At 40.7% G+C, this 20,291-nt stretch carries 22 protein-coding genes and 1 pseudogene; 12 read left to right on the top strand and 11 right to left on the bottom strand.

Translation table 11 applies throughout. The features are described 5' to 3' along the window. Nucleotides 1–3 precede the first annotated feature (3 nt). The 4 genes from aroK to JQC92_RS09640 are packed head-to-tail and all read left to right on the top strand — an operon-like array spanning nt 4 to nt 4,044. The gene (gene aroK / locus JQC92_RS09655) at nt 4–519 is read left to right on the top strand and encodes a shikimate kinase AroK (RefSeq protein ID WP_204999459.1); all 516 of its coding nucleotides are present in this window, start codon (nt 4–6) and stop codon (nt 517–519) included. 19 nt (nt 520–538) lie between these two features. Next, complete coding sequence (aroB, locus tag JQC92_RS09650) at nt 539–1,624, top strand: 3-dehydroquinate synthase (RefSeq protein WP_204999458.1); 1,086 nt, start codon at nt 539–541, stop codon at nt 1,622–1,624. A gap of 30 nt (nt 1,625–1,654) precedes the next feature. Continuing rightward, nucleotides 1,655–3,154, top strand: coding sequence for an AAA family ATPase (locus JQC92_RS09645; RefSeq protein WP_204999457.1), 1,500 nt, complete (start codon nt 1,655–1,657; stop codon nt 3,152–3,154). A 50-nt stretch (nt 3,155–3,204) separates the two neighbouring features. Continuing rightward, the gene (locus JQC92_RS09640; RefSeq protein ID WP_204999456.1) at nt 3,205–4,044 is read left to right on the top strand and encodes a Dam family site-specific DNA-(adenine-N6)-methyltransferase; all 840 of its coding nucleotides are present in this window, start codon (nt 3,205–3,207) and stop codon (nt 4,042–4,044) included. 4 nt (nt 4,045–4,048) lie between these two features. Here JQC92_RS09640 and JQC92_RS09635 read toward each other — a convergent pair whose 3' ends face one another. Both JQC92_RS09635 and JQC92_RS09630 read right to left on the bottom strand, forming a co-directional pair. Further along, a complete protein-coding gene (locus JQC92_RS09635) occupies nt 4,049–4,237 on the bottom strand; it encodes a DUF2970 domain-containing protein (protein ID WP_204999455.1) in 189 nt (62 codons plus the stop codon). A 3-nt stretch (nt 4,238–4,240) separates the two neighbouring features. Next, a complete protein-coding gene (locus JQC92_RS09630; RefSeq protein WP_239480496.1) occupies nt 4,241–4,498 on the bottom strand; it encodes a hypothetical protein in 258 nt (85 codons plus the stop codon). Between the two features lie 302 nt (nt 4,499–4,800). On the opposite strand from JQC92_RS09630, the gene rpe reads away from it, so the two are divergent. From rpe to trpS, 3 genes are read left to right on the top strand one after another with little or no spacing between them, the layout of a single operon-like run. Then, nucleotides 4,801–5,475, top strand: coding sequence for a ribulose-phosphate 3-epimerase (rpe, locus tag JQC92_RS09625; protein ID WP_204999453.1), 675 nt, complete (start codon nt 4,801–4,803; stop codon nt 5,473–5,475). Continuing rightward, on the top strand, nt 5,472–6,149 hold the full coding sequence (locus JQC92_RS09620) for a phosphoglycolate phosphatase (RefSeq protein ID WP_204999474.1): 678 nt from the start codon (nt 5,472–5,474) through the stop codon (nt 6,147–6,149). Before rpe ends, JQC92_RS09620 begins: the two co-directional genes overlap by 4 nt. Before the next feature lie 20 nt (nt 6,150–6,169). Next, the gene (gene trpS, locus JQC92_RS09615) at nt 6,170–7,168 is read left to right on the top strand and encodes a tryptophan--tRNA ligase (protein ID WP_204999452.1); all 999 of its coding nucleotides are present in this window, start codon (nt 6,170–6,172) and stop codon (nt 7,166–7,168) included. A 190-nt stretch (nt 7,169–7,358) separates the two neighbouring features. Here trpS and JQC92_RS09610 read toward each other — a convergent pair whose 3' ends face one another. After that, nucleotides 7,359–8,657 carry a hypothetical protein gene (locus JQC92_RS09610; protein WP_204999451.1) on the bottom strand — a complete coding sequence of 433 codons (1,299 nt, stop codon included), beginning with the start codon at nt 8,655–8,657 and terminating at the stop codon, nt 7,359–7,361. Between the two features lie 116 nt (nt 8,658–8,773). Between JQC92_RS09610 and JQC92_RS09605 the strand changes: the two are divergent. Beyond that, a pseudogene (locus tag JQC92_RS09605) lies at nt 8,774–8,893 on the top strand (transposase); the annotation flags it as partial. Between the two features lie 511 nt (nt 8,894–9,404). On the opposite strand, the gene JQC92_RS09600 reads toward JQC92_RS09605, so the two are convergent. From JQC92_RS09600 to JQC92_RS09570, 7 genes are all read right to left on the bottom strand, one after another. Further along, nucleotides 9,405–9,803, bottom strand: coding sequence for a type III secretion system chaperone (locus JQC92_RS09600; protein WP_204999450.1), 399 nt, complete (start codon nt 9,801–9,803; stop codon nt 9,405–9,407). Further along, complete coding sequence (locus JQC92_RS09595) at nt 9,800–10,384, bottom strand: type III secretion system chaperone family protein (RefSeq protein WP_204999449.1); 585 nt, start codon at nt 10,382–10,384, stop codon at nt 9,800–9,802. Before JQC92_RS09595 ends, JQC92_RS09600 begins: the two co-directional genes overlap by 4 nt. After that, complete coding sequence (locus JQC92_RS09590; protein ID WP_204999448.1) at nt 10,374–11,741, bottom strand: hypothetical protein; 1,368 nt, start codon at nt 11,739–11,741, stop codon at nt 10,374–10,376. The genes JQC92_RS09595 and JQC92_RS09590 overlap by 11 nt, the downstream gene beginning before the upstream one ends. A 166-nt stretch (nt 11,742–11,907) precedes the next feature. Further along, nucleotides 11,908–12,483 carry a division/outer membrane stress-associated lipid-binding lipoprotein gene (dolP, locus tag JQC92_RS09585; protein WP_204999447.1) on the bottom strand — a complete coding sequence of 192 codons (576 nt, stop codon included), beginning with the start codon at nt 12,481–12,483 and terminating at the stop codon, nt 11,908–11,910. Then, nucleotides 12,480–13,070, bottom strand: a complete 591-nt coding sequence (locus JQC92_RS09580) for a phosphoheptose isomerase (protein ID WP_129945635.1) — start codon at nt 13,068–13,070, stop codon at nt 12,480–12,482. Before JQC92_RS09580 ends, dolP begins: the two co-directional genes overlap by 4 nt. Nucleotides 13,071–13,118: 48 nt before the next feature. Continuing rightward, nucleotides 13,119–13,445, bottom strand: coding sequence for a YraN family protein (locus JQC92_RS09575; RefSeq protein WP_204999446.1), 327 nt, complete (start codon nt 13,443–13,445; stop codon nt 13,119–13,121). Beyond that, nucleotides 13,442–15,208, bottom strand: coding sequence for a penicillin-binding protein activator (locus JQC92_RS09570; RefSeq protein WP_239480494.1), 1,767 nt, complete (start codon nt 15,206–15,208; stop codon nt 13,442–13,444). Before JQC92_RS09570 ends, JQC92_RS09575 begins: the two co-directional genes overlap by 4 nt. Before the next feature lie 177 nt (nt 15,209–15,385). Between JQC92_RS09570 and rsmI the strand changes: the two genes are divergently transcribed. Continuing rightward, nucleotides 15,386–16,228 carry a 16S rRNA (cytidine(1402)-2'-O)-methyltransferase gene (gene rsmI, locus JQC92_RS09565; RefSeq protein ID WP_204999445.1) on the top strand — a complete coding sequence of 281 codons (843 nt, stop codon included), beginning with the start codon at nt 15,386–15,388 and terminating at the stop codon, nt 16,226–16,228. Nucleotides 16,229–16,343: 115 nt separating this feature from the next. Here rsmI and JQC92_RS09560 read toward each other — a convergent pair whose 3' ends face one another. Further along, nucleotides 16,344–17,252: a LysR substrate-binding domain-containing protein gene (locus tag JQC92_RS09560; protein ID WP_204999444.1), complete on the bottom strand. Its 909-nt coding sequence runs from the start codon at nt 17,250–17,252 to the stop codon at nt 16,344–16,346. Between the two features lie 137 nt (nt 17,253–17,389). On the opposite strand from JQC92_RS09560, the gene JQC92_RS09555 reads away from it, so the two are divergent. The 3 genes from JQC92_RS09555 (at nt 17,390) to JQC92_RS09545 (ending at nt 19,931) form a co-directional block, all read left to right on the top strand. Further along, nucleotides 17,390–18,079, top strand: coding sequence for a type 1 glutamine amidotransferase domain-containing protein (locus JQC92_RS09555; protein WP_204999443.1), 690 nt, complete (start codon nt 17,390–17,392; stop codon nt 18,077–18,079). Between the two features lie 14 nt (nt 18,080–18,093). Further along, a complete protein-coding gene (locus tag JQC92_RS09550; protein ID WP_204999442.1) occupies nt 18,094–19,251 on the top strand; it encodes an iron-containing alcohol dehydrogenase in 1,158 nt (385 codons plus the stop codon). A 71-nt stretch (nt 19,252–19,322) separates the two neighbouring features. Further along, nucleotides 19,323–19,931, top strand: a complete 609-nt coding sequence (locus tag JQC92_RS09545) for a glutathione S-transferase family protein (protein WP_204999441.1) — start codon at nt 19,323–19,325, stop codon at nt 19,929–19,931. Nucleotides 19,932–20,291 lie beyond the last annotated feature (360 nt).

Genomic DNA, 20,291 nt, shown 5'->3' with positions numbered 1-20,291 from the left:
AAAATGGCTGAAAAACGTAATATTTTTCTGATTGGCCCAATGGGCGCAGGTAAGAGCACAATAGGTCGCCATTTGGCGCAGATGCTTCATTTAGAATTCCACGACACCGACCAAGAGATTGAAAAGCGCACAGGTGCTGACATTGCTTGGGTATTTGATGTAGAAGGTGAAGACGGCTTCCGTAAGCGTGAAACAACTGTCATTTCTGATTTATCAGAAATGCAGGGCATTGTATTGGCTACCGGCGGTGGTTCAATTCAAAGCAAAGAGATCCGTAACTATTTATCAGCTCGAGGTTTTGTTGTATATCTTGAAACCACGATAGATAAGCAAGTTGCGCGTACTCAACGTGATAAGCGCCGTCCTCTTTTACAAGTTGATGACCCAAGACACGTTCTTGAGACTTTAGCTGAATCTCGTAATCCACTTTACGAAGAAATTGCTGACGTTGTTGTTAAGACTGACGATCAGAGTGCTAAAGTTGTTGCAAACCAAATTATTGAGAAATTAGGTTTTTAATTTCGGGACGTTTTAAAGTATGGAAACCATTGAGGTTAATTTAGGTAAACGCAGTTATAGCATCTATATTCATCAAGGCTTCCTTACAGACCCCTCCACTCTAAATAGCGAGACTTGGTCTCGCTATTTTCATAAAAAACGCTTGTTGATTGTCAGTAATGACACTATTGCTCCGCTTTATATTGAACAAGTTAAGGCTTTCTTTAAGCCTGCATCATCGATAGATTCTGTGATACTACCTGACGGTGAACAATATAAAACACTCGAGTACCTCAACCATATTTTCGATAAACTCTTGCAGGAGAACTACGGCCGAGATTGCGTTCTCATCGCTTTAGGTGGCGGTGTTGTTGGAGATATGACAGGTTTTGCAGCGGCCTGTTATCAACGTGGTATTGATTTTATTCAAGTACCCACAACGTTACTGTCGCAGGTCGATTCGTCTGTTGGCGGCAAAACTGCAGTGAACCACGTTTTAGGTAAGAATATGCTTGGCGCATTTCATCAGCCTAAAGCAGTGTTTATTGATACTGAATTTCTCAAATCGCTACCAGTGAGAGAGTTTAATGCTGGTATGGCTGAAGTCATTAAATATGGCATTATTTGGGATATCGAATTTTTCGAATGGCTTGAACAAAATATCGAGCCGTTAAAGCAGCTTGAGCCAGCGGCTTTAATTTACGCCATTTCTCGATGCTGTGAAATAAAAGCTGATGTGGTTGCTCAGGATGAAACCGAGCGTGGTTGTCGAGCCTTGTTAAATTTAGGGCATACTTTCGGCCATGCTATCGAAGCAGAGATGGGCTATAGAAATTGGCTTCATGGTGAAGCTGTGGCTGCAGGGATGGTACTTGCTGCTGAAACGTCACAACATTTAGGTTGGGTAAGTTTTGAGACCGTTCAACGCATCTCTCGTTTAATTTCCGCATTCGAACTACCACTTGTGAAACCAAAATCCATGTCTGCAAATGCGTTTATTAAGCACATGCAACGAGATAAAAAAGTACTCGATCAAAAAATTCGGTTAGTTTTACCAACACAGATTGGCGAAGCTGTTGTGACATCGCAAGTAAGTCATCAACAGTTAATCGATGTACTAAGCTAGATATATCTCATTTATCGAGAACTTAGGGAAATGACAGAGCCTTTATTGCTACCATCGCAAGAATCACTTGCTGAACGCTTAACTCATAACATCAGTTATGCAGAGCAATTGCAGCTGGTTTGTGGTGCAGAAGGGGCGGGGAAATCATTTCTACTGAGATACCTTAATAGAATAATAAGTGACGAGATTTCTGTATTTCTTTCTTGTCCTTTGCATGCGGATGATGCCGAAATAAGACGCAAAATTCTATTACCACTACTTTCAGAACCTGTCTTTGATGATGAAACCTCTCTCACCGATTCATTAGTCGATTTTGCGTCGACATTAAAAAAGCCAATTGTCATTATTATTGATGATGCTGAGCGATTATCAAATGCATTATGGGCGGAATTAATTGGTCTAAGCCAATTATCGGTTTCAGGGCAGTTCGTGAGCGTTATTGCTGCAGTCACAGTAGAGTTTGAAGCTCAGCTCAATGAGGCACTACCAGAGTCTTTTCAGGCTTTAATGAGCTCGCTTTATATCGAAACATTAAGCCAGCAAGAGCAAGATGCGCTTTATTACTCGTTGCTCAGTCAAAGTGACGGTTTTGAAAATCATTTAATTGCGAAACCTGATTTTAACCAAGACAACGTGTATCCAAAAGATATTGTTGCGGTATTTGTTAAGTCAGCGAATGAACACAATGAAAAAGTAAGCAAGAGAACACTTAATCTTCGTTTGCTTACCGTAGTTGCATTATTGTTTACGTTGGCTTCTCTGGCATGGGTTTATCAACAACCGCTTTTAAAGGTTGCAGGGTATAGTGATGATACAATTCCTGCCTCTGAAGAGACAACAGAACGTCTTCAAACTTCTATCGATTTACCTGTGAAAGATGCCGCAATAGTTTTCAATCAGATTGAGAGGGGCACTAAAGTTGAACTAGAAGGCACTAAGACTAATCAACAGGCTAAGGTAGAGGCAGCAGTAAGCCATATTGCACGTCCTAAACCAACCCAGCAGCAACCAGACCAACTTGATGAAGTAACTGCCGAGACGTCAGGTAAACGCCTAAAACAAAAGCCCGTTGAATTGAGCGATAATCAACAGCCGGAACTCGCTCACGCTCAGCAAACAGAAAGCAAAGTTGAACGCTCCAGTCAAATACTTGAGGGTGAAGTTTCTAAAATTGAGTATAAACAAGGTGATGTTAACGCAGTCAAATCTGTAACAAAGCAACTTGAGTTAGATGCTCCTGAGGTCAAAGCGCCGAATCCAGAGAGTTATACTCTTCAAGTTGCCACGGTCAGTAAACAGAGATCATTGAATAATCTACTTAGACAACTTTCTCCGTATTCTGATGTCAGAATAGCAAAACAAAAACAACGTTGGGTTGTCGTTGTTGGAGAATTTGAAAATTATCAATTAGCGCAAACATTTGCAGCTAAATTGGCTAAAGAAACAGAACTTCCAAAACCATGGATACGCAAGTGGAAAACGTTAATGAAACTTGAATTGCAAAATCCGAATAAGAGTAGTGAAAATTAGTTTATATCAACGTACAATTCTTTTTGTCTTGCTTCACACTGATCCAGTTCATGAATAAAAAAAATAGAGCCTTTTTAAAGTGGGCTGGTGGTAAATTCAAACTTGTTGATACATTGAAAACTTATCTTCCTGATGGGGATAGGCTAGTTGAACCCTTTGTTGGCGCAGGCAGTGTTTTTCTTAATACGCATTATTCAAAGTATTTATTGTGCGATATAAATCAAGATTTGATTAATCTGTATAAAATCATTCAAAAGCAACCTGAGCTTTACATCAAAGAGTCACGCAAGTTATTTTGCGAAAAGATGAATGCAAAAGAAGCTTATTACGACATTCGTACTCAATTTAATGCAACAAAAGATCCATTCGAGCGAAGCATTTACTTTTTGTATATGAACCGTCATGGTTTTAACGGGCTTTGTCGCTATAACCGAACGGGCGGGTTTAATGTTCCTTTTGGCTCTTACAAAAAGCCGTATTTTCCAGAAATTGAGCTTAATGCTTTTTCTGAGAAAGCCCAAGTGGCTGAATTTGAATGTATTGGCTACGAAAAAGCGTTCGAGCAGGCAAAAAGCGGTGATGTAATTTACTGCGACCCTCCATATGCACCACTATCGACTACAGCAAGTTTTACCACTTACGTAGGTGCTGGTTTTACGCTTGACGATCAGGCGTTACTCGCAAGAGTTTCGCGGCATGTTGCCCGTGATAAAAACATTCCTGTTGTCATCAGTAATCATGATATTCCACTGACTCGTGAACTTTATCATGGTGCGCGATTAGGTAAAATCCAAGTACAACGCAACATCAGTCAGAAAGGCAATGGCAGAAAAAAAGTCAATGAATTGATAGCTCTCTATGATAAAGACTACCATTTTGACGATGAATAGGAGCCTAGCTCGTTACTTGGCTCACAATAAAAAACAATCCTAAAACCAATAAAATTGCCATTACGATGCCCATGATGATGAATGGAATGGGAGATTCATTATCACCAAAGTCGCGATGTCGATTTTTATCTGATTGAACACCAAAAAAAGCAGCTAATGTACTGGTAAATAATTGCCAAACTTGTGTGAACATAAATTACTCCGGATTAATGTCATTGGCATTAGGTTTATCAAAATTGCCACTACGTTTACCGTGAAGTAGTTCAAATAAATCGAAAAAATGAAATTGACTCGAGCCACTTTTCCCAGCCAGCCAAGTGCCCCAATTGAGTTCTTTTGTTTGAGAGGCGCAGCGGTTTTGAGGGTGGCTCGCAGGTAACATTGTGTCATAAGTTATATTTGAACTGCATGCGCAAGCTAAGGTGCCTTCTGAGTTCGAGAGAGTATTGCTCATTAAAACTGCAATAACACTTACTGATAATGTGCTACCTAAAATGATACTTTTATACGTGAAACGGGAGGCGCTATTCCGTAGCTGTAGCGAGTTTTTCCATAAATTTTTCATGTCTTACTCTCGATTCCCAATGTGCTAATGACAATTAATTATAACAAATTCGTTTGGATTTTAAACAGAATGTTTAGTTTCAATTTCAATTCGATAAAACACTTTTTTTAAATTAATGAGATATCACAACTAGAGCTAAAACCGACAGAGGAGTAAACTACTCAAAAATAATCTAATTGTGTGAGAATGATATGCGTCCATTTCTGATTGCTCCATCCATTTTATCTGCTGATTTTGCTCGCTTAGGCGAAGAAGTTGACAACGTGCTTGCCTCAGGCGCTGATGTGGTTCATTTCGATGTCATGGATAACCACTATGTGCCGAATTTAACGATTGGTCCTTTGGTTTGTAAAGCGTTACGTGATCATGGTGTAAAAGCAGATATTGATGTGCATTTAATGGTGAAGCCAGTCGATCGTATTATTCCTGATTTTGTTGATGCGGGTGCATCTATCATTACTTTTCATCCAGAAGCGTCAGAACATATCGATCGCAGTCTACAGTTGATAAAAAATGCGGGTTGTAAAGCGGGATTGGTGTTCAACCCTGCTACATCATTGCATTATCTTGATCATGTGATGGACAAGCTTGATGTGATTCTACTGATGTCAGTTAACCCGGGCTTTGGTGGTCAATCTTTTATTCCGTCGACATTAGATAAATTACGTGAAGTTCGTCGCCGTATTGACGAAAGTGGTTATGATATTCGTTTGGAAATCGACGGTGGGGTTAAGGTCGATAACATTGCAGAAATCGCAGAAGCTGGAGCAGATATGTTCGTAGCAGGTTCAGCCATCTTCGGAAAACCAGATTATAAAGCCGTGATCGATGAAATGCGCAGTGAACTTGCCAAGGTTGACGCATAATGAGCAGATTCAAAGCCATTGCCTTTGATCTTGATGGAACGCTGGTAGACAGCGTTCCTGACATTCATGCTGGCGTAAATGATATGTTGCTTGAATTGCAGCAGCCAATAGTTTCGCAAGAGTTAATGCGCAGTTGGGTTGGGAATGGCGTACAAAAGCTGGTTGAGCGTGCCTTGATTAATACTAACGGTACTCAACCAACCGTTGAAGAACTCAGTTCAACTCATGAACGGTTTATGCATCATTACGGTCTTCATTTAAACAAGCACAGCGATTTATATGAACATGTAAAAAGCACGTTAGCGTCAATGAAAAAGCAAGGTTACCGTTTAGCCATTGTTACGAATAAACCCTATCGTTTTGTGCCAGACATGCTTGAAGCCTATGGTATTGATGTTTATTTTGAACTGGTATTAGGTGGTGACAGCTTAGAAAAGTGCAAACCAGATCCTCTGCCATTAAATCACATTATTTCCGAATGGAATCTAGAAAAAACACAGCTTTTAATGGTTGGTGATTCTAAAAATGACATTTTTGCAGCGAAATCGGCAGGAGTTGCATCAATTGGCTTGACCTACGGCTATAACTACGGCGAAGATATTGGGCTTTGCGGCCCAGACGCCGTATTTGACCAGTTTAGAGACATTTTAACTTGGGTAAATGCCCAATCTTAATTCAAGGAGCAATAAAGCAGATGACTAAGCCCATCGTACTCAGCGGCGCACAGCCTTCAGGTGAATTGACCATAGGTAACTATATGGGCGCACTACGCCAGTGGGTGGCAATGCAAGACAGTCATGACTGCCTTTATTGTGTTGTAGATCTTCATGCTATAACGGTTAGACAAGATCCTGAAGCATTACGTACTGCTTGCTTAGATACCCTAGCGTTATACCTAGCGTGTGGTGTCGATCCAAAGAAGAGCACGGTATTCATTCAGTCTCATGTACCACAGCACACTCAACTTGGTTGGGCATTGAACTGTTACACCCAAATGGGTGAGTTGAACCGCATGACTCAGTTTAAAGATAAGTCGCAAAAGCATACGAATAACATCAATGTGGGCTTATTTGGTTACCCTGTGTTAATGGCTGCAGACATTTTACTTTATCAAGCAAATGAAATTCCGGTTGGTCAAGATCAAAAGCAGCATCTTGAATTAACTCGTGATATCGCCACTCGTTTCAATAATGCTTATGGTGAGACTTTCACAGTTCCTGAGCCGTTTATTCCGACTCATGGTGCGAAAGTGATGTCACTGCAAGATCCAACAAAGAAGATGTCAAAGTCTGATGATAACCGAAATAACGTTATTGGGTTACTTGAAGATCCTAAAAAGATCCTTAAGAAGATCAAAAAAGCTATGACTGACTCTGAAGAGCCGCCGAGAGTGAAGTTTGATGTTGAGAACAAACCAGGCGTTTCTAATCTTTTAAGTTTGATGTCAGGTGCTACTGGGCGATCTATCGAAGAACTTGAAAAAGAATTCGAAGGCAAAATGTATGGCCATTTAAAAGTTGCAACGGGTGAAGCGGTTGTTGCTATGTTAGAGCCATTACAAGAGCGTTATCGTGAAATCCGTGCCGATGAAGCTTATCTTGAACAAGTGATGAAAGAAGGTGCTGAAAAGGCAAGAGCACGTGCTGATAAAACAGTTAAAGCCGTTTACGAAAAGATTGGTTTGATTGTATAGTTTTTTTGTAGCTCACTTTGCTAAAAACTATGAAGGACAGTGCTCATAATATTCCCCTTGTTTTGTGGTACTAAAGGGGAGTTGAGTTACAGTCTTTCATAGTTTCTAGAGTGTGCTGACTTCTTACTGGTATATTTTCGTTTAATAGTTCAATAAATATTTAGTATCAAAAATTTTAATTCAAGCACAGTTATGAAGGTTGTGTGAGCTCATGCAATTCTACCTCTTCGACCGAAGCTGTTTTCGTCTGATATTCCGATGATACTTGATTAAAGTTACTTCTGCTTTGTATTTCAAGATCTTGTTGTGCCTGATCAATGTAACTCATCATCTTTTGGCTAAGATTTTCCTTTAATTGTTCAATCGTGTATTTTTTAACTGCAAATTCACAAAAGGGCTCATCTTTATCGGTAGTGAATTCCATTAGAAACTCATCTGGGCAGATTTTTATGAATGCTAAAAATAATGCACTGTCATTCCATTCACTCACAGTGCGTAATGTTATAGCCAACTTCTCTTTATATGAATCTTTTTCTATATCGGAGAAATTACACTTTGATAATGCTTTTGTGAACAATTCAGGTGTAAAGTTTTGGGCGTGTGTTAGCGAATCTAGGTATAGATTCAATGTAGACTCACTATCTATTCGTACGCAATCCAGAGCCAAGTGATTGAGAGCTTCGTCATTTATCTCAAAAATTGCAGCTAAGTAACAACCATCTTCTGAAACTTTATGACCTTCAATGAATAGTGCTGCACCTGCCAATAATAGTTTACTAATAATCAAAGGATTACCGACTTCAATAGCTTTTTTCATGCAACTTACGCCCTTTTCAAAAAAGTAATAGTTCGTTCCATTCTTAAGTAACGTATCAACTAAGCTAGCATCTTCTCTGCTTATAGCATCGAATAAGTCTTTGCCACTCTGAGTTCTGGCAGACAAGTCTTTTATCTGACAAGATAAACTAGGTAAAGAATGAATCGATTGTCCACTTACCATTAATGGTTCTACAAATAAAAAGGGTTCTAATTCAAGTGGTTCATTGCTATCAGAATCATCGTGAGCACTGCTAGAAGGTTGTGTCTTTGAGGGCGTAAATACACTTTCACATGGATGCGTCTTAAATTTTTCGGAAAGAAAATTTACAAGAGCACTTACAGGAAATTGTTCAAGAGTATTATTTAAAAGGGTATTGAATGTTGGTTCTTCACTAATTTCAAGACTACCATTACTCTTATACCTTACGTAACAGTCAACTCGATTTACAGCAAACTGAGAGTTTAGAGGTCGTTGTGAGAAAGGGGGGATAAACTGAAAATACGTTTTAATAGAAGTCGTATCAAGTGAGGTGTCATTCCGGTAATTGTATAGCTCCATGACATTCCAAGTTAAAACCTTTGATTTTGGAAAGGGATTAGAATCTGATTCTGCTTCTGTATAAAATTTGTATGCCTCTAACGGAGGAGGCGCTACTCTAGCTGTTTCCATCATTTACCTCTAATGAACCTTATGAAGGCAGTTACTTGGGAGCCAGTAGATTATATCGAATGAAAAAAAAATCTTGATTAAAGGTGTATTAAGTTTCCTTAATTGGTTACAAAAAGAATCACTTTTGGGCCAAAGGTTACTGTGTTGATACGGTAGGTGTTGATGCAGAGATGATAAGAAAATATGTGAAATATCAAGAGAAGCTTGAAAAGCAACAAGAAGGACTTGATTTTTAATGTTGAGTAGTTGGAGATAACAGTTTGCCTTCTATGAGAGCAAGCCTTATACCAATTACAGTAATTAAATACCCAGCTCAGAGCTATGTATGTGGTCGAAGTACGAGTGAAATTGATGAAGACATAGTCATGCTACGTTGAGGCAATTTGGCGAAGTAATTTGGGCACATACAAGCTCCCGAAGGGCAAAGCTAAAGGATTCCATTACTGCGTTGTAAGTTTTTGAATTATCCCGATAGTACTTCAAACTTTCGCCTTGCACTGAAATCCTTTAGCTCTCGCTGAGTGGGAAGTTAATTACTGTAATTGGTATTACAGCCCCTTCTAGGGGCAATCATAAAACCACCTTCTAAGAAGGTGGATTATTTACTAACAGTGGGCTGGATTCTTATCTTTAATGTTCGCTTAATCAGAGTGATTAATGTTTCAAAAAGTATAGATGAAATACTGATACTTATCGTTTATTTGAATGTACAGCCATTTAATGGGGGGTGACGATAAACAAGCTAAATTAACACGTATTAAGCTTCTCGTCCCAAAAAGTTAGATACTCAAGAAAGCTAATATAAGCAGATTCAAAAGCAGAATAATTGGTGTGTAGAGCATTAAATGTCTGAGTTAGAATAATACTGTTAGATTCTTGATGTATCGCAAGATTAGCAAGTCCAACACCATCGCCAAAGAGATTCGCTTCGAGTAACTGTTGATAGCATTGCATTTTTGCATCCGTTGTTACGGGTAATTCACCTACTTGTGCATAAAGATAGAACGTTTTCTCATCAAAGGCGTTTCTCAAATAAATCAAGAATTGGTTTCCCAATGTAAAGCGAACAACGCCTATTTCATCCGTTTCCAGAGTCAATTGTGGGTAGTAGCGGCTGAACTGTTGAATAAGTTCATTAAAGGTCATGGCTTAAACTTCGACTTTTTTAGGATTTTACTAAACTGTGTATTGTTAAACTCAGAGCCTTTCAATAATTGGTAAGATTCTTCTTCAAATTTTTTTAAAGATTTTGCTCCGCTAGCTAGCATTTCAATGGCTTCTTCAAAAGTATTAAATAATAACTCAACGATTGAAATCACGATGTCTACTGCTGCAGCGTCGATGACATTGCCAATCGTCAGGTGGCTATATTGATAAACGATTAAACGCTCTTTGTCTCTGAGTACAAGGTTCCCCAATTCACAATTGGTGTTAATTCTAAAAAGGTAGCGACAAACGTCCTCGGTGTGCGCTTCTTTAATTTGAAATGGGAACATAACAAAAAAACGTAGAGTAGTTACATCAATTGCCTTGCCTGCAGCTGAATTCACCATGCCCGATGATATTTGTTCTGTAATATGAAGATATAACGCTCTCTTCTTGTAGTCTTTTCCAAGGTCAATGATAAGCTGAGGAACAGGAGTATATTTATTCGGTTGTTGCAACTTGGCCTTAAGGCCACTTTTTCTAACGTAGTGTTGCAATTGGTTTAAGTTGTTAGTGTTCATCTGTTTCTGAAATCAAAGCCTTAGTTGCTGCAATGAGATAGTCTTCATTAAGCTCAAGCACTTTCAAGGTGATACTCTCAGCACTTGTATATAGTGTGTTACGAGCAGTATCCTCATTGAGTTTAAATAAGTCTAAGTTTGTTACAAACCACTCTCTACGTCTTTTTAATTGTAGTTTGTCTGCTCCTCTTTGCCGATCTATTTCTTGTTGAATGCTCCTAAGCTCACCAACTTTTAATTCATAGTCGAGTCTCTGTTGAACTTGATCTTTCGTTTGTTGTGCAAACTGTATCTTCTTTGTGATTTCAGCATCATTACCTTCTTGCTTGGCTTTATACTTTCGGTAAATGAATAATCCTACAGTAAGACTGACACCGGCAATAAACCCTGCTGCAACAATACCAGCAGCCACCCAGCCTACAGGGGTGGCGAGTGCGCCAGCGATTAATGCAGCCCCTAACACCAAACCAACTGTTGTTAAAGCCAGTACACCAATTTTAAATAGACGAGTTTTAATGTCAGATCTTAGTTTTCCTTTGGCTCGGCTAACCAAGGTTTCACCAACTTCTGTTTTATTATGAGTTTGTTGCATGTGCGCTTCGTGTTTTGATATAGCCTTTAAATCCACTCCAGCACGGGTAGCTTTATAACCGTGATAACTGGCAATAATGACATTACCTGCAGCAATCGCACCTAGCCCTGCTGGCCCAGCTGCAGCAACAACTGGCATTACAGACATTGCACTTCCTGTTGCGAGTCCTCCTATAATCGTTGCTCCAACCCCAGCTAAAGCCACAGTTCCAGTGAGTTTTAGGGTTTCTCCAGTTCTTTCTGGTACAGACATTTGGTCCCAATGTTTGCCGAGCTGATAGGCATTTGCCACAGAAATCACACCTGCACCTACGCTTAAAGCACCACCAATTGTCGCTGTTGCCGTTAAAACACCACCAGTCATTGGCATTGTATGCATACCTCCCATTGGCATATGAGGAGAATGCGTATGAGCTGCAGTTGTGTTCATTGTTTCAGAGTGTGGCATTGCCATATGAGATTGGGACATATTTGAAGAGTGAGGGGAGGCTATTGAGACCCCATGCCCCATATTCATTCCTGCTGAATGATGCATATTTGTATGATTGACCATGCCATGTTGCGTTTGAGCTTCTTGAGCATCTTTGGCGGAAAAAACAGTGACAGCCATAAGTTGCCTGCCTCTATCTGCGGCATGAGCAGGAAGCTTCCAGCGATTAGGCTTAATGTAATCTAATGCCTTACGCCAGAAATTGCGTTGGCTGCTCGGGGGTATTGAAGCAGGGGTTGAGTCAGTAAGAGCTGTATTTATCTTACTTGTCGCCATATTGGATTCCTTACTGTATTTCAGATGCATTAGCTGAAATAAAAAAATTGCTGTTGTGCTTTGTTAATGAAGACGCTATGGCTATAAAAAAGATGGTTAAAGATAGTTAATCTTTCTATTTCACAGAAAATTAAGTGGACGATATCATCGTCCACATAGATAGGGATCAGTCTTTGGTTAACTCAAATACCTTAATTACCTTTCTTACACCAGAAGTGCGGCGTGCTACATCAACAGCTAAGTCCGCTTGGTTTTCTGCAATTAAGCCCAATAAAAACACTTCGCCGTTTTCAGTTACAACTTTGATTCGAGTAATATCTAAACCGTCTTGATTCAGCATGCGGCCTTTGACTTTAGTCGTGATCCAAGTGTCATTGCTGCGTGTAGTAAAACCCGTTGGGCTGCCAATTCGTATTTGGTTATAAATCTTATCGCCAAGCTTTAACTTTGAAATGATCTGAATGGCTTTATCTCTGAGTTGAGAATTGGGCGATTGACCAACAACTAAAATTTTACGGTTTACCGTGATGACACGGATATGCGTATGCTCTTTAAGGTCTTTATGCTTATCGAGTTCGGCTGCGATTTTAAAATCAGCATTGGTATCGTCAAGCTGAGTTTTAAGGCTGCGCTCGTCATTGAGCATGACAGCGCCACCTACGGCACCTGCAACAATCAAGCCTGCACATCCCTGAAGCATTAATAAACTGGTTAAAAGCGTGATTGTCGCAAGTTTTCTCATTGTTCGTCCTGTGGGAATAGCGTCTTATCAATGTTGTCGCATAAGCAGTGAATTGCCAATAAATGGACTTCTTGAATACGAGCCGTAATACCAGAAGGAACACGGATTTCAACGTCATTTGGTCCCATTAAGCCAGCCATCGCTCCACCATCTTTACCGGTTAAAGCCACAATGGTCATATCACGACTCAATGCTGCTTCCATTGCTTTAATTACGTTTCCAGAGTTACCACTGGTGGAGATGGCTAATAGAATATCACCTGGTTGACCTAGCGCTAAAATTTGCTTTGAGAATACTTCGTCATAGCTATAGTCGTTTGCGATAGCAGTAAGCGTTGAGGTATCTGTCGTTAATGCAATTGCGGGCAGTGGTGGACGTTCTATTTCATAGCGATTTAACAGCTCTGCAGAGAAATGTTGTGCATCTCCAGCACTTCCACCGTTACCACAAGCTAGGATTTTGTTGCCGTTTAATAAGCAGTTCACCATCATTTGCGCAGCATGCTCGATGGATTCTGGTAGTGCTTCCGCTGCATCGATTTTGGTTTGAATTGATTCAGTAAAACTGTCTTTAATACGGTCTAACATGGATACATCCTTAAAAACTAAATTAACGCTATATTATCAAAGGAAACTTTAAAATGCGCCTTTAATCCATTGAATGTGACTGCCATCAATAGCAACCACATCAAATCGACACGGAGCTTGGATTCGTTTCAGTTGAAGGTAATGAGCCGTCGCTTTACGTATTCTCTGTACTTGTTTGGCTGAAACGGCATTCACAGCGCCACCAAAATTGGGGTTACTTCGGTATTTTACCTCAACAAATACCCAATGTTTCTGTTGACGCATAACAAGGTCAAGCTCACCAAAAGGAAAGCGAACGTTTTGCTCGACAAAGGTGAGCCCTTGTTGCTCTAAGTATTGTTTGGCTTGCAGCTCTCCTTGCTGACCTCTGTTCATAATGGCAGTAAATATCCTCTGCGGTATTTACCCCACTGCAACTGACGATCAATAACACCTTGTTCATTGACGGAAAGTAAACCGCTATCACCTTTATAATGGAAACCCGGGAAAGCACGCATTTGAGCCAGTTTACCCACCAACTCTAGTGCATCAACGCCCATCGCATATAAACGTTGCTGACCGTTATTCCATGTTGGCCAAAGCTTATCGACGATACGGTTATCTGGTGTATTTTGCATAAGCCATGGCGCTTCACTGATTGTCACGCCATCATATTCTGTTTTTGAGCGACGAATATCTCCATTTGGACGACTGCGGCTCGTGGTATACAGAGGAACTGGTTTAGTAAATACACTAAAGTTCACATCAATAAAAGGTTTTAATAGCGGTAAATCTCGAGCGCTGGCAATCATGTAAATCGCATCAATATCACGTCGAGAACGAAAATCCGCTTTTAATTTTCGACCGACAGCAGCTTTCATTTTTGCAATGCGAGCTTTGCTGTCTGCTACGCCCATTGCTTTTTGAACCGTGACTTTCATTTTGTCGCCACTGTCGTAAAAATGAACTTCGGCTGGTTGTTCTGTTAAACGTTGCCATTCTTCGTTGAACGCAGCTGCCATTCGGTGACCAATATTATTATTGCTGGCAAAAATCAGTGGTGTTTTAATATTCGAACGAAACATGTGCATCGCAGCGTCTACAGCTTCTTGTTGCGGCGATAATGAAAAGTAAAACTGATTTTCACTCGGGGTAAATTGCTCAACTTGATTTAAATACAGTTGAGGAACAGGGCTCGGATTTTGAGCTTGGTATTGTTTTAACTTGTTCAGGTTGCCTGGCAGCAGTGGACCAATAACAAACTCAGCACCTTCAGTTAATGCCTTTTGATAAGCCGCAATTGGGTCTGTGGCTGTATCATAAAATTCAAGTTGTACATTTCCTTCAGGCTCTTTGAGATAACGGCTTAGAATCCCCACTCTTACTGGATTGGCTATTTCACCTTTATCACCAGAAAGTGGAAGCAACACCGCAATTTTCTTTGGCGTATAAGGTTGCGTATTCAGCGCTTTTTCTAGATCAGATGGCAGTTTTAATGCTGCAGGGTGGCTTTTGTGCTGACGTTGCCAGCGTCCTAAATAGCTGATCAACTGATTTGGATCGGCACCATAATGTTTGGCGATATAAGCGAGCTGCAACCAACCTGCATTTAATGGCTCAATTGCATTTTGCGCCAACTCCGCAAGTTGATCTTGTGGGATCGGTCTCAATAAACGCCAAATATTATCGTTTACTTGATTGGCTTCTTGCGAATCTACAAATTTACTCAATAAGCTCAGCTCTGCAATTTGCATGAGCGGCTGTTGCAGCTGTTCATATAACCACGCACGGGTTTGGTGATAGTTACGCCATTGCCAAGTTGGCAGTTGCCATTGAGAAGTATATTTTAGCTGACGTAATGCTTCGCCGTATTGCTTGCGCTTCAAAAGTACTTTAGCGGATAAGTAACGGTACTGGGCTTGGATTGTCGGCGATGCGCTTAAGTTCTGAGATAAACGCTGTAAAATTTCTTCAGCGGCTTCAGTTTGATTATCATTCAAGTGTGCTTTTACGGCAAGCAACAGCAATTTGTCTTTTTGTTGTTTAGAATTGGTGTTGTTAGCCTGCTTCAAATAGCTCTGTGCCGAAAGCGTCACAGCTTCCATTGAAACCGGTTGGTTCGAGATCGGTCTATTTGGTGTCGAGTTACAAGCAAACAATAGGCAGCTGCTTAACAAGATTGGGGTAAACTTCTTCAACGTTTGGCTTTTCAACACAGATTCACTCTCTGTATGGTAGAATTCGGTTTTTGCAGTTTTTACACTGTCTCAATTGCAGATAGTTTAACCTGCTCTTATCTTTGGCGAAAGTCTGTTATTCGTATTATTGAGGACTCCATGGAACACGCAGTAGCGCTTTATATCGTGCCGACGCCTATCGGCAACCTTGAAGATCTAACCCCAAGGGCGCTTGAGGTTCTCAATCAAGTGAGCTTAATCGCATGTGAAGATACTCGTCATAGCGGTAAATTATTGAAGCACTTTGGTGTTAATACCAAAACTATCGCCATTCATGATCATAATGAGCGAGATCGTGCTGCAGGTGTTGTCGAAAAATTAAAGAATGGCGGTTCAATTGCTTTAATCTCAGATGCGGGGACGCCGTTAATTTCTGATCCTGGCTATCATTTAGTTAATTACGTTCGTGAGGCGGGATTTGATGTCATTCCTTTACCGGGTGCTTGTGCTGCAATTACTGCACTGAGTGGCTCTGGTTTGCCATCTGACCGTTTTTCGTTCGAAGGTTTTTTACCTGCGAAAGAGAAAGGCAGAACAGACAAGCTCAAAGCATTAGTCGATGATCCTCGTACTCTCATTTTTTACGAGTCACCACATCGAATTATTCAAAGCTTGCAGTCGATGTTGAATAGCTTTGGTGCTGACCGACAAATGGTTATGGCACGTGAACTTACTAAAACGTTTGAGACTTTTTTATCTGGAACGGTAGCGGAGGTGCTGAACAACGTTGAGTCTGACTCAAATCAGCAACGCGGTGAAATGGTACTGATGATTCATGGTGCAGAAACTGCGGCTCAAGATGCTTTACCTGCTGAATCTATCGAAACTCTGAAAATCCTTTGCACTGAATTGCCATTAAAGAAGGCTGCAGCTTTAACGGCACAAATTCATGGTTTAAAGAAAAATGCCCTATATAAGCATGGTTTAGAACTCGGCTTATAATTTTTTATTCCTCACCCCTCGTTTGAAACGTATGACGCAATAAGTTTGCAGCATACGTTTCAATGTCATTAGTAGTGCATCAAGCTGAAGCAAAAGATTGCAATCGGACGGAATATTAACGCACAGTGGCCTCAGGCCTTGAAAAGTGTGCTTTTAAATAGTCGATCAGTAAACGTATTTTTTTAGAGTCGGCATTTCCGGGGGGAAACACGCCAAAGACCTTAATGTCCTTCATCGTGTAATCGTCTAACACTGACACCAACGTACCGCTTTCAATTTTTGGTTTGGCATCATAAGCAGGAATACGAGCAAGTCCATGCCCACCTTCAACAAATGCGGTTCTTGCCGAAGCATTATTGGTCTGGATTGTGCCGTTCATTTCAATACTAAATGAGCGACTACCTTTGGTTAACTCAAGTGCTGATGATGTTAGCTTGTAGATTACCCATTGATGCTGATTTAAGTCCGTTGGGTGCTTAGGGAAACCAAATTTCTTAAAATAAGAAGGTGAACCACATAAGCACGTTTTAAGTGTCGACAGTTGAGTGGCTTGCAAACCTGAATCTGCCAGCGGTGCGCCACGAATTGCCAGGTCAATACCTTCTTTCATGATATTAACCACTTCATCGGTGAGCATGACGTCGAGTTCAATTTTGGGGTAGAGGCTTCTAAAATCATTGAGTGCAGGGACGATGGTTTGTAATCCGATGTTCACGGGACAAGTGATCTTAATTAATCCGACAGGCTCGTGTTTCAGGTTTTCGATTTGTTGATTTGCAGCAGAAGCTTGCTCGGCAATTGTGCGGCAATACTGATAGTAATCGTTTCCGGCCTCGGTGAGTGACAAGGTACGAGTTGAGCGATTCAGTAACTTGATGCCAAGTTGACTCTCAAGCTTTTTAATGTGGTAACTGACCACTGCTCGCGATAACCCAATGTGTTTAGCTGCACCACTGAGTGTGCCTTGTTCAATGACGTGTGAAAACACCACCATACTTTTCAATTGCTCAAAAGAAATATTCACCGATCACCTCCAAAGTTATCGTCACTTCATTGTATTAAATATTGATACAAAGATATCAATATAATCTGCATTATTCTTATTAATATACTGTTGTAGACTGTCTGACAAATAGTTACTTTAAATGATTAGAGGTCAATATGAGTGTACAGAAAGTATTAATGGTATTAACGTCTCACGATACTTTAGGTGATAGTGGAGAAAAAACAGGATTTTGGATTGAAGAATTTGCCTCACCTTATTACACATTCATTGATGCAGGCTTTGAAGTAACACTGGCTTCACCGGCTGGTGGTCAAGCGCCTATTGACCCTAAAAGTGAATTAGAAGATTTCCAAACAGCATCAACGCATCGTTTCGATAAAGATAAAACGGCGCAGCAAGCAGTGATGAATACCCATGTGTTATCAACGATCGATCAACAACAATTCGATGCTGTTTTTTATCCGGGTGGTCATGGGCCATTATGGGATCTGGCTGATAATCAAACGTCTATTGAGTTGATCGAGCAGTTTTTAGCGGCTCAAAAACCCGTTGCCGCAGTCTGCCATGCAACCGCAGCGTTATTAAACGTGAAAGACGCAAGCGGTGAGCTTGCCATTAAAGGTAAAGCGGTTTCCGGCTTTACAAACACTGAAGAGGCGGCAGTTCAGCTCACGGATATCGTACCGTTTTTATTGGAAGATGAGCTGATCAAGCGAGGCGCTGATTATCAAAAAGTGGATGATTGGAGTGCATTAGCGGTGCAAGATGGACTGATCATTTCAGGTCAAAACCCAGCCAGCTCAGAGTTAGTCGCTAAAAAACTAGTTCAACAAATTATTGCATAATCGAGGGTATCACTTTGTTAAATTTCACATTTCAAAATCCAACTAAAAGCCACTTTGGTGAAGATCAAATTAAGATGATCGCAACTGAGATCCCTGCAAATGCAAAAGTATTGCTTGTGTATGGCGGTGGTTCAATTAAGCAAAATGGCGTGTACGACCAAGTGGTAAATGCACTGTCAGAACACACTTGGTTTGAATTCTCTGGTATTGAGCCAAACCCTAAATACGACACGCTAATGAAAGCGCAGCAGTTGATTAAACAACACGATGTGGACTATTTATTAGCTGTGGGTGGTGGTTCCGTGGTTGATGGCTGTAAATTCATTGCCGCTGCGGCATTATTTAACGGTGACGACCCGTGGGACATTCTAGCAAAACAAACACCTATTACTGCTGCATTACCAATGGGGGCGGTGCTGACTCTTCCTGCAACCGGTTCTGAAAGTAATGGTAACTCAGTCGTGACTCGTGACGGTCATAAACTGCCATTCTCAAGCCCAATTGTACGTCCTCAGTTTGCGGTATTGGATCCAAAGGTGACGTTGTCACTGTCAGACCGTCAGATCAGCAACGGTGTTATCGACGCATTTGTTCACACCATTGAGCAATACCTTACTTACAGTGTTAATGCGAAAGTACAAGACCGATTTGCTGAAGGGCTGTTACAAACCTTGATAGAAGAAGGGCCTAAAGCTTTAGCTGCTCAAAGCAATGAGGACTTAGAAGTTCGTGCTAACATCATGTGGTCGGCAACCATGGCCTTGAATGGACTTATTGGCGCTGGTGTGCCACAAGATTGGTCAACCCATATGATAGGCCACGAATTAACGGGTGGCTTTGGCATCGATCACGCAAGAACTCGGTCAATCGTGCTACCTGCTGTTATGAAAGTGAAGCGCCAAGAAAAGCGTGAAAAGCTGGTTCAGTATGCTGAGCGTGTATGGCAAATTACGGATGAAGATGAAACTGTAAAAATTGATAAAGCCATTGCAAAAACAGAAGCATTCTTTAAACAAATGGACGTGCCAACTCGATTGTCTGATGTCAATATCAGTGAAAAAGATATTGATGATCTCGTGAGTATGTTAGAGCAACACGGCATGGTTGCACTGGGTGAACACAGTGACATTACTTTAGCCGTGAGCAAGCAAATTTTAGAAAAAGCATTGTAATCATCATTCATCACGCAACGCACTGAACCAAAGTGCTTTGCTCTATTCTCAGTCTTTAAGTCGAGTTACTTATGATAACAGTCCACCACTTAAATCAATCTCGTTCTAAGCGTGTTTTATGGTTATTGGAAGAGCTGAATCTTCCGTATCAATTAATTAACCATCAACGTGATCCCATTACCCAATTAGCACCTGAGAGTTTAAAAGCGATTCATCCGCTGGCGAAAGCGCCTGTCATCGTCGACGGCGATGTTACCTTGTGTGAATCAGGTGCCATTATGGAGTACATTTTAAATCAAAATGAACTCGGAGCACTTCGTCCTCAAGCGGGATCACCTGAATACTATGCGTATTTAGAATGGCTTCACTTTGCCAAAGGTTCCCTCGGCTTGCCTGTCATTTCCACTTTATTCATGCAAATGGAAACGAGAGACGGCACACAGGCCATGGATCACTATATTGGTAAAGAAGTCGCGCTGGATTTTGGTTATATCGAGACCACATTAGAGAACAAACCTTTCTTTGCTGGTGAAAACTTCACCGCAGCAGACATCATGATGACATTTACACTAGAAGTCGCACATCGAATAGGTTTACTGGAAAGTCGCCTGAATACTCAGGATTATCTCGAACGTGTGCAAAGCCGAGATGCTTATAAAAAAGCGGCGAGTTTTGGATGATTAAGTTGGTTTGATGTAAGTATTTTATGTTTTTTGTGCAGTCGGGTAATAAAGACTAATACCCGACTGCAATAAGATTTTGAGCGAGTTGTTAAAACTCGATATTTGAGAGTTGTAAATCAGGATAAACTGCTTAAATAGTCTCATTACCAGTAGGTATGAGAAATAACTTGTCATAAAGAACGCAACACATTTTTGGACATAAACGTGTTTCGGTTTCGGTTCGTAATCAAAAAAGGCTCATATTGGATTTCAAACTGCTAGGTAACCAACAGCTGAATGAGTGGTTCTAGCAGTCCTTTACCTCGTAAACCAACGTTATGTACAAACTCAAAAAATCCAAGATAAAGAGGAAGTTTC

It is taken from the genome of Parashewanella hymeniacidonis, from assembly GCF_016900895.1.
In the GTDB taxonomy this organism is placed as follows: Bacteria; Pseudomonadota; Gammaproteobacteria; order Enterobacterales; family Shewanellaceae; genus Parashewanella; species Parashewanella hymeniacidonis.
This window is presented reverse-complemented; position numbering and strand designations above follow the sequence as displayed.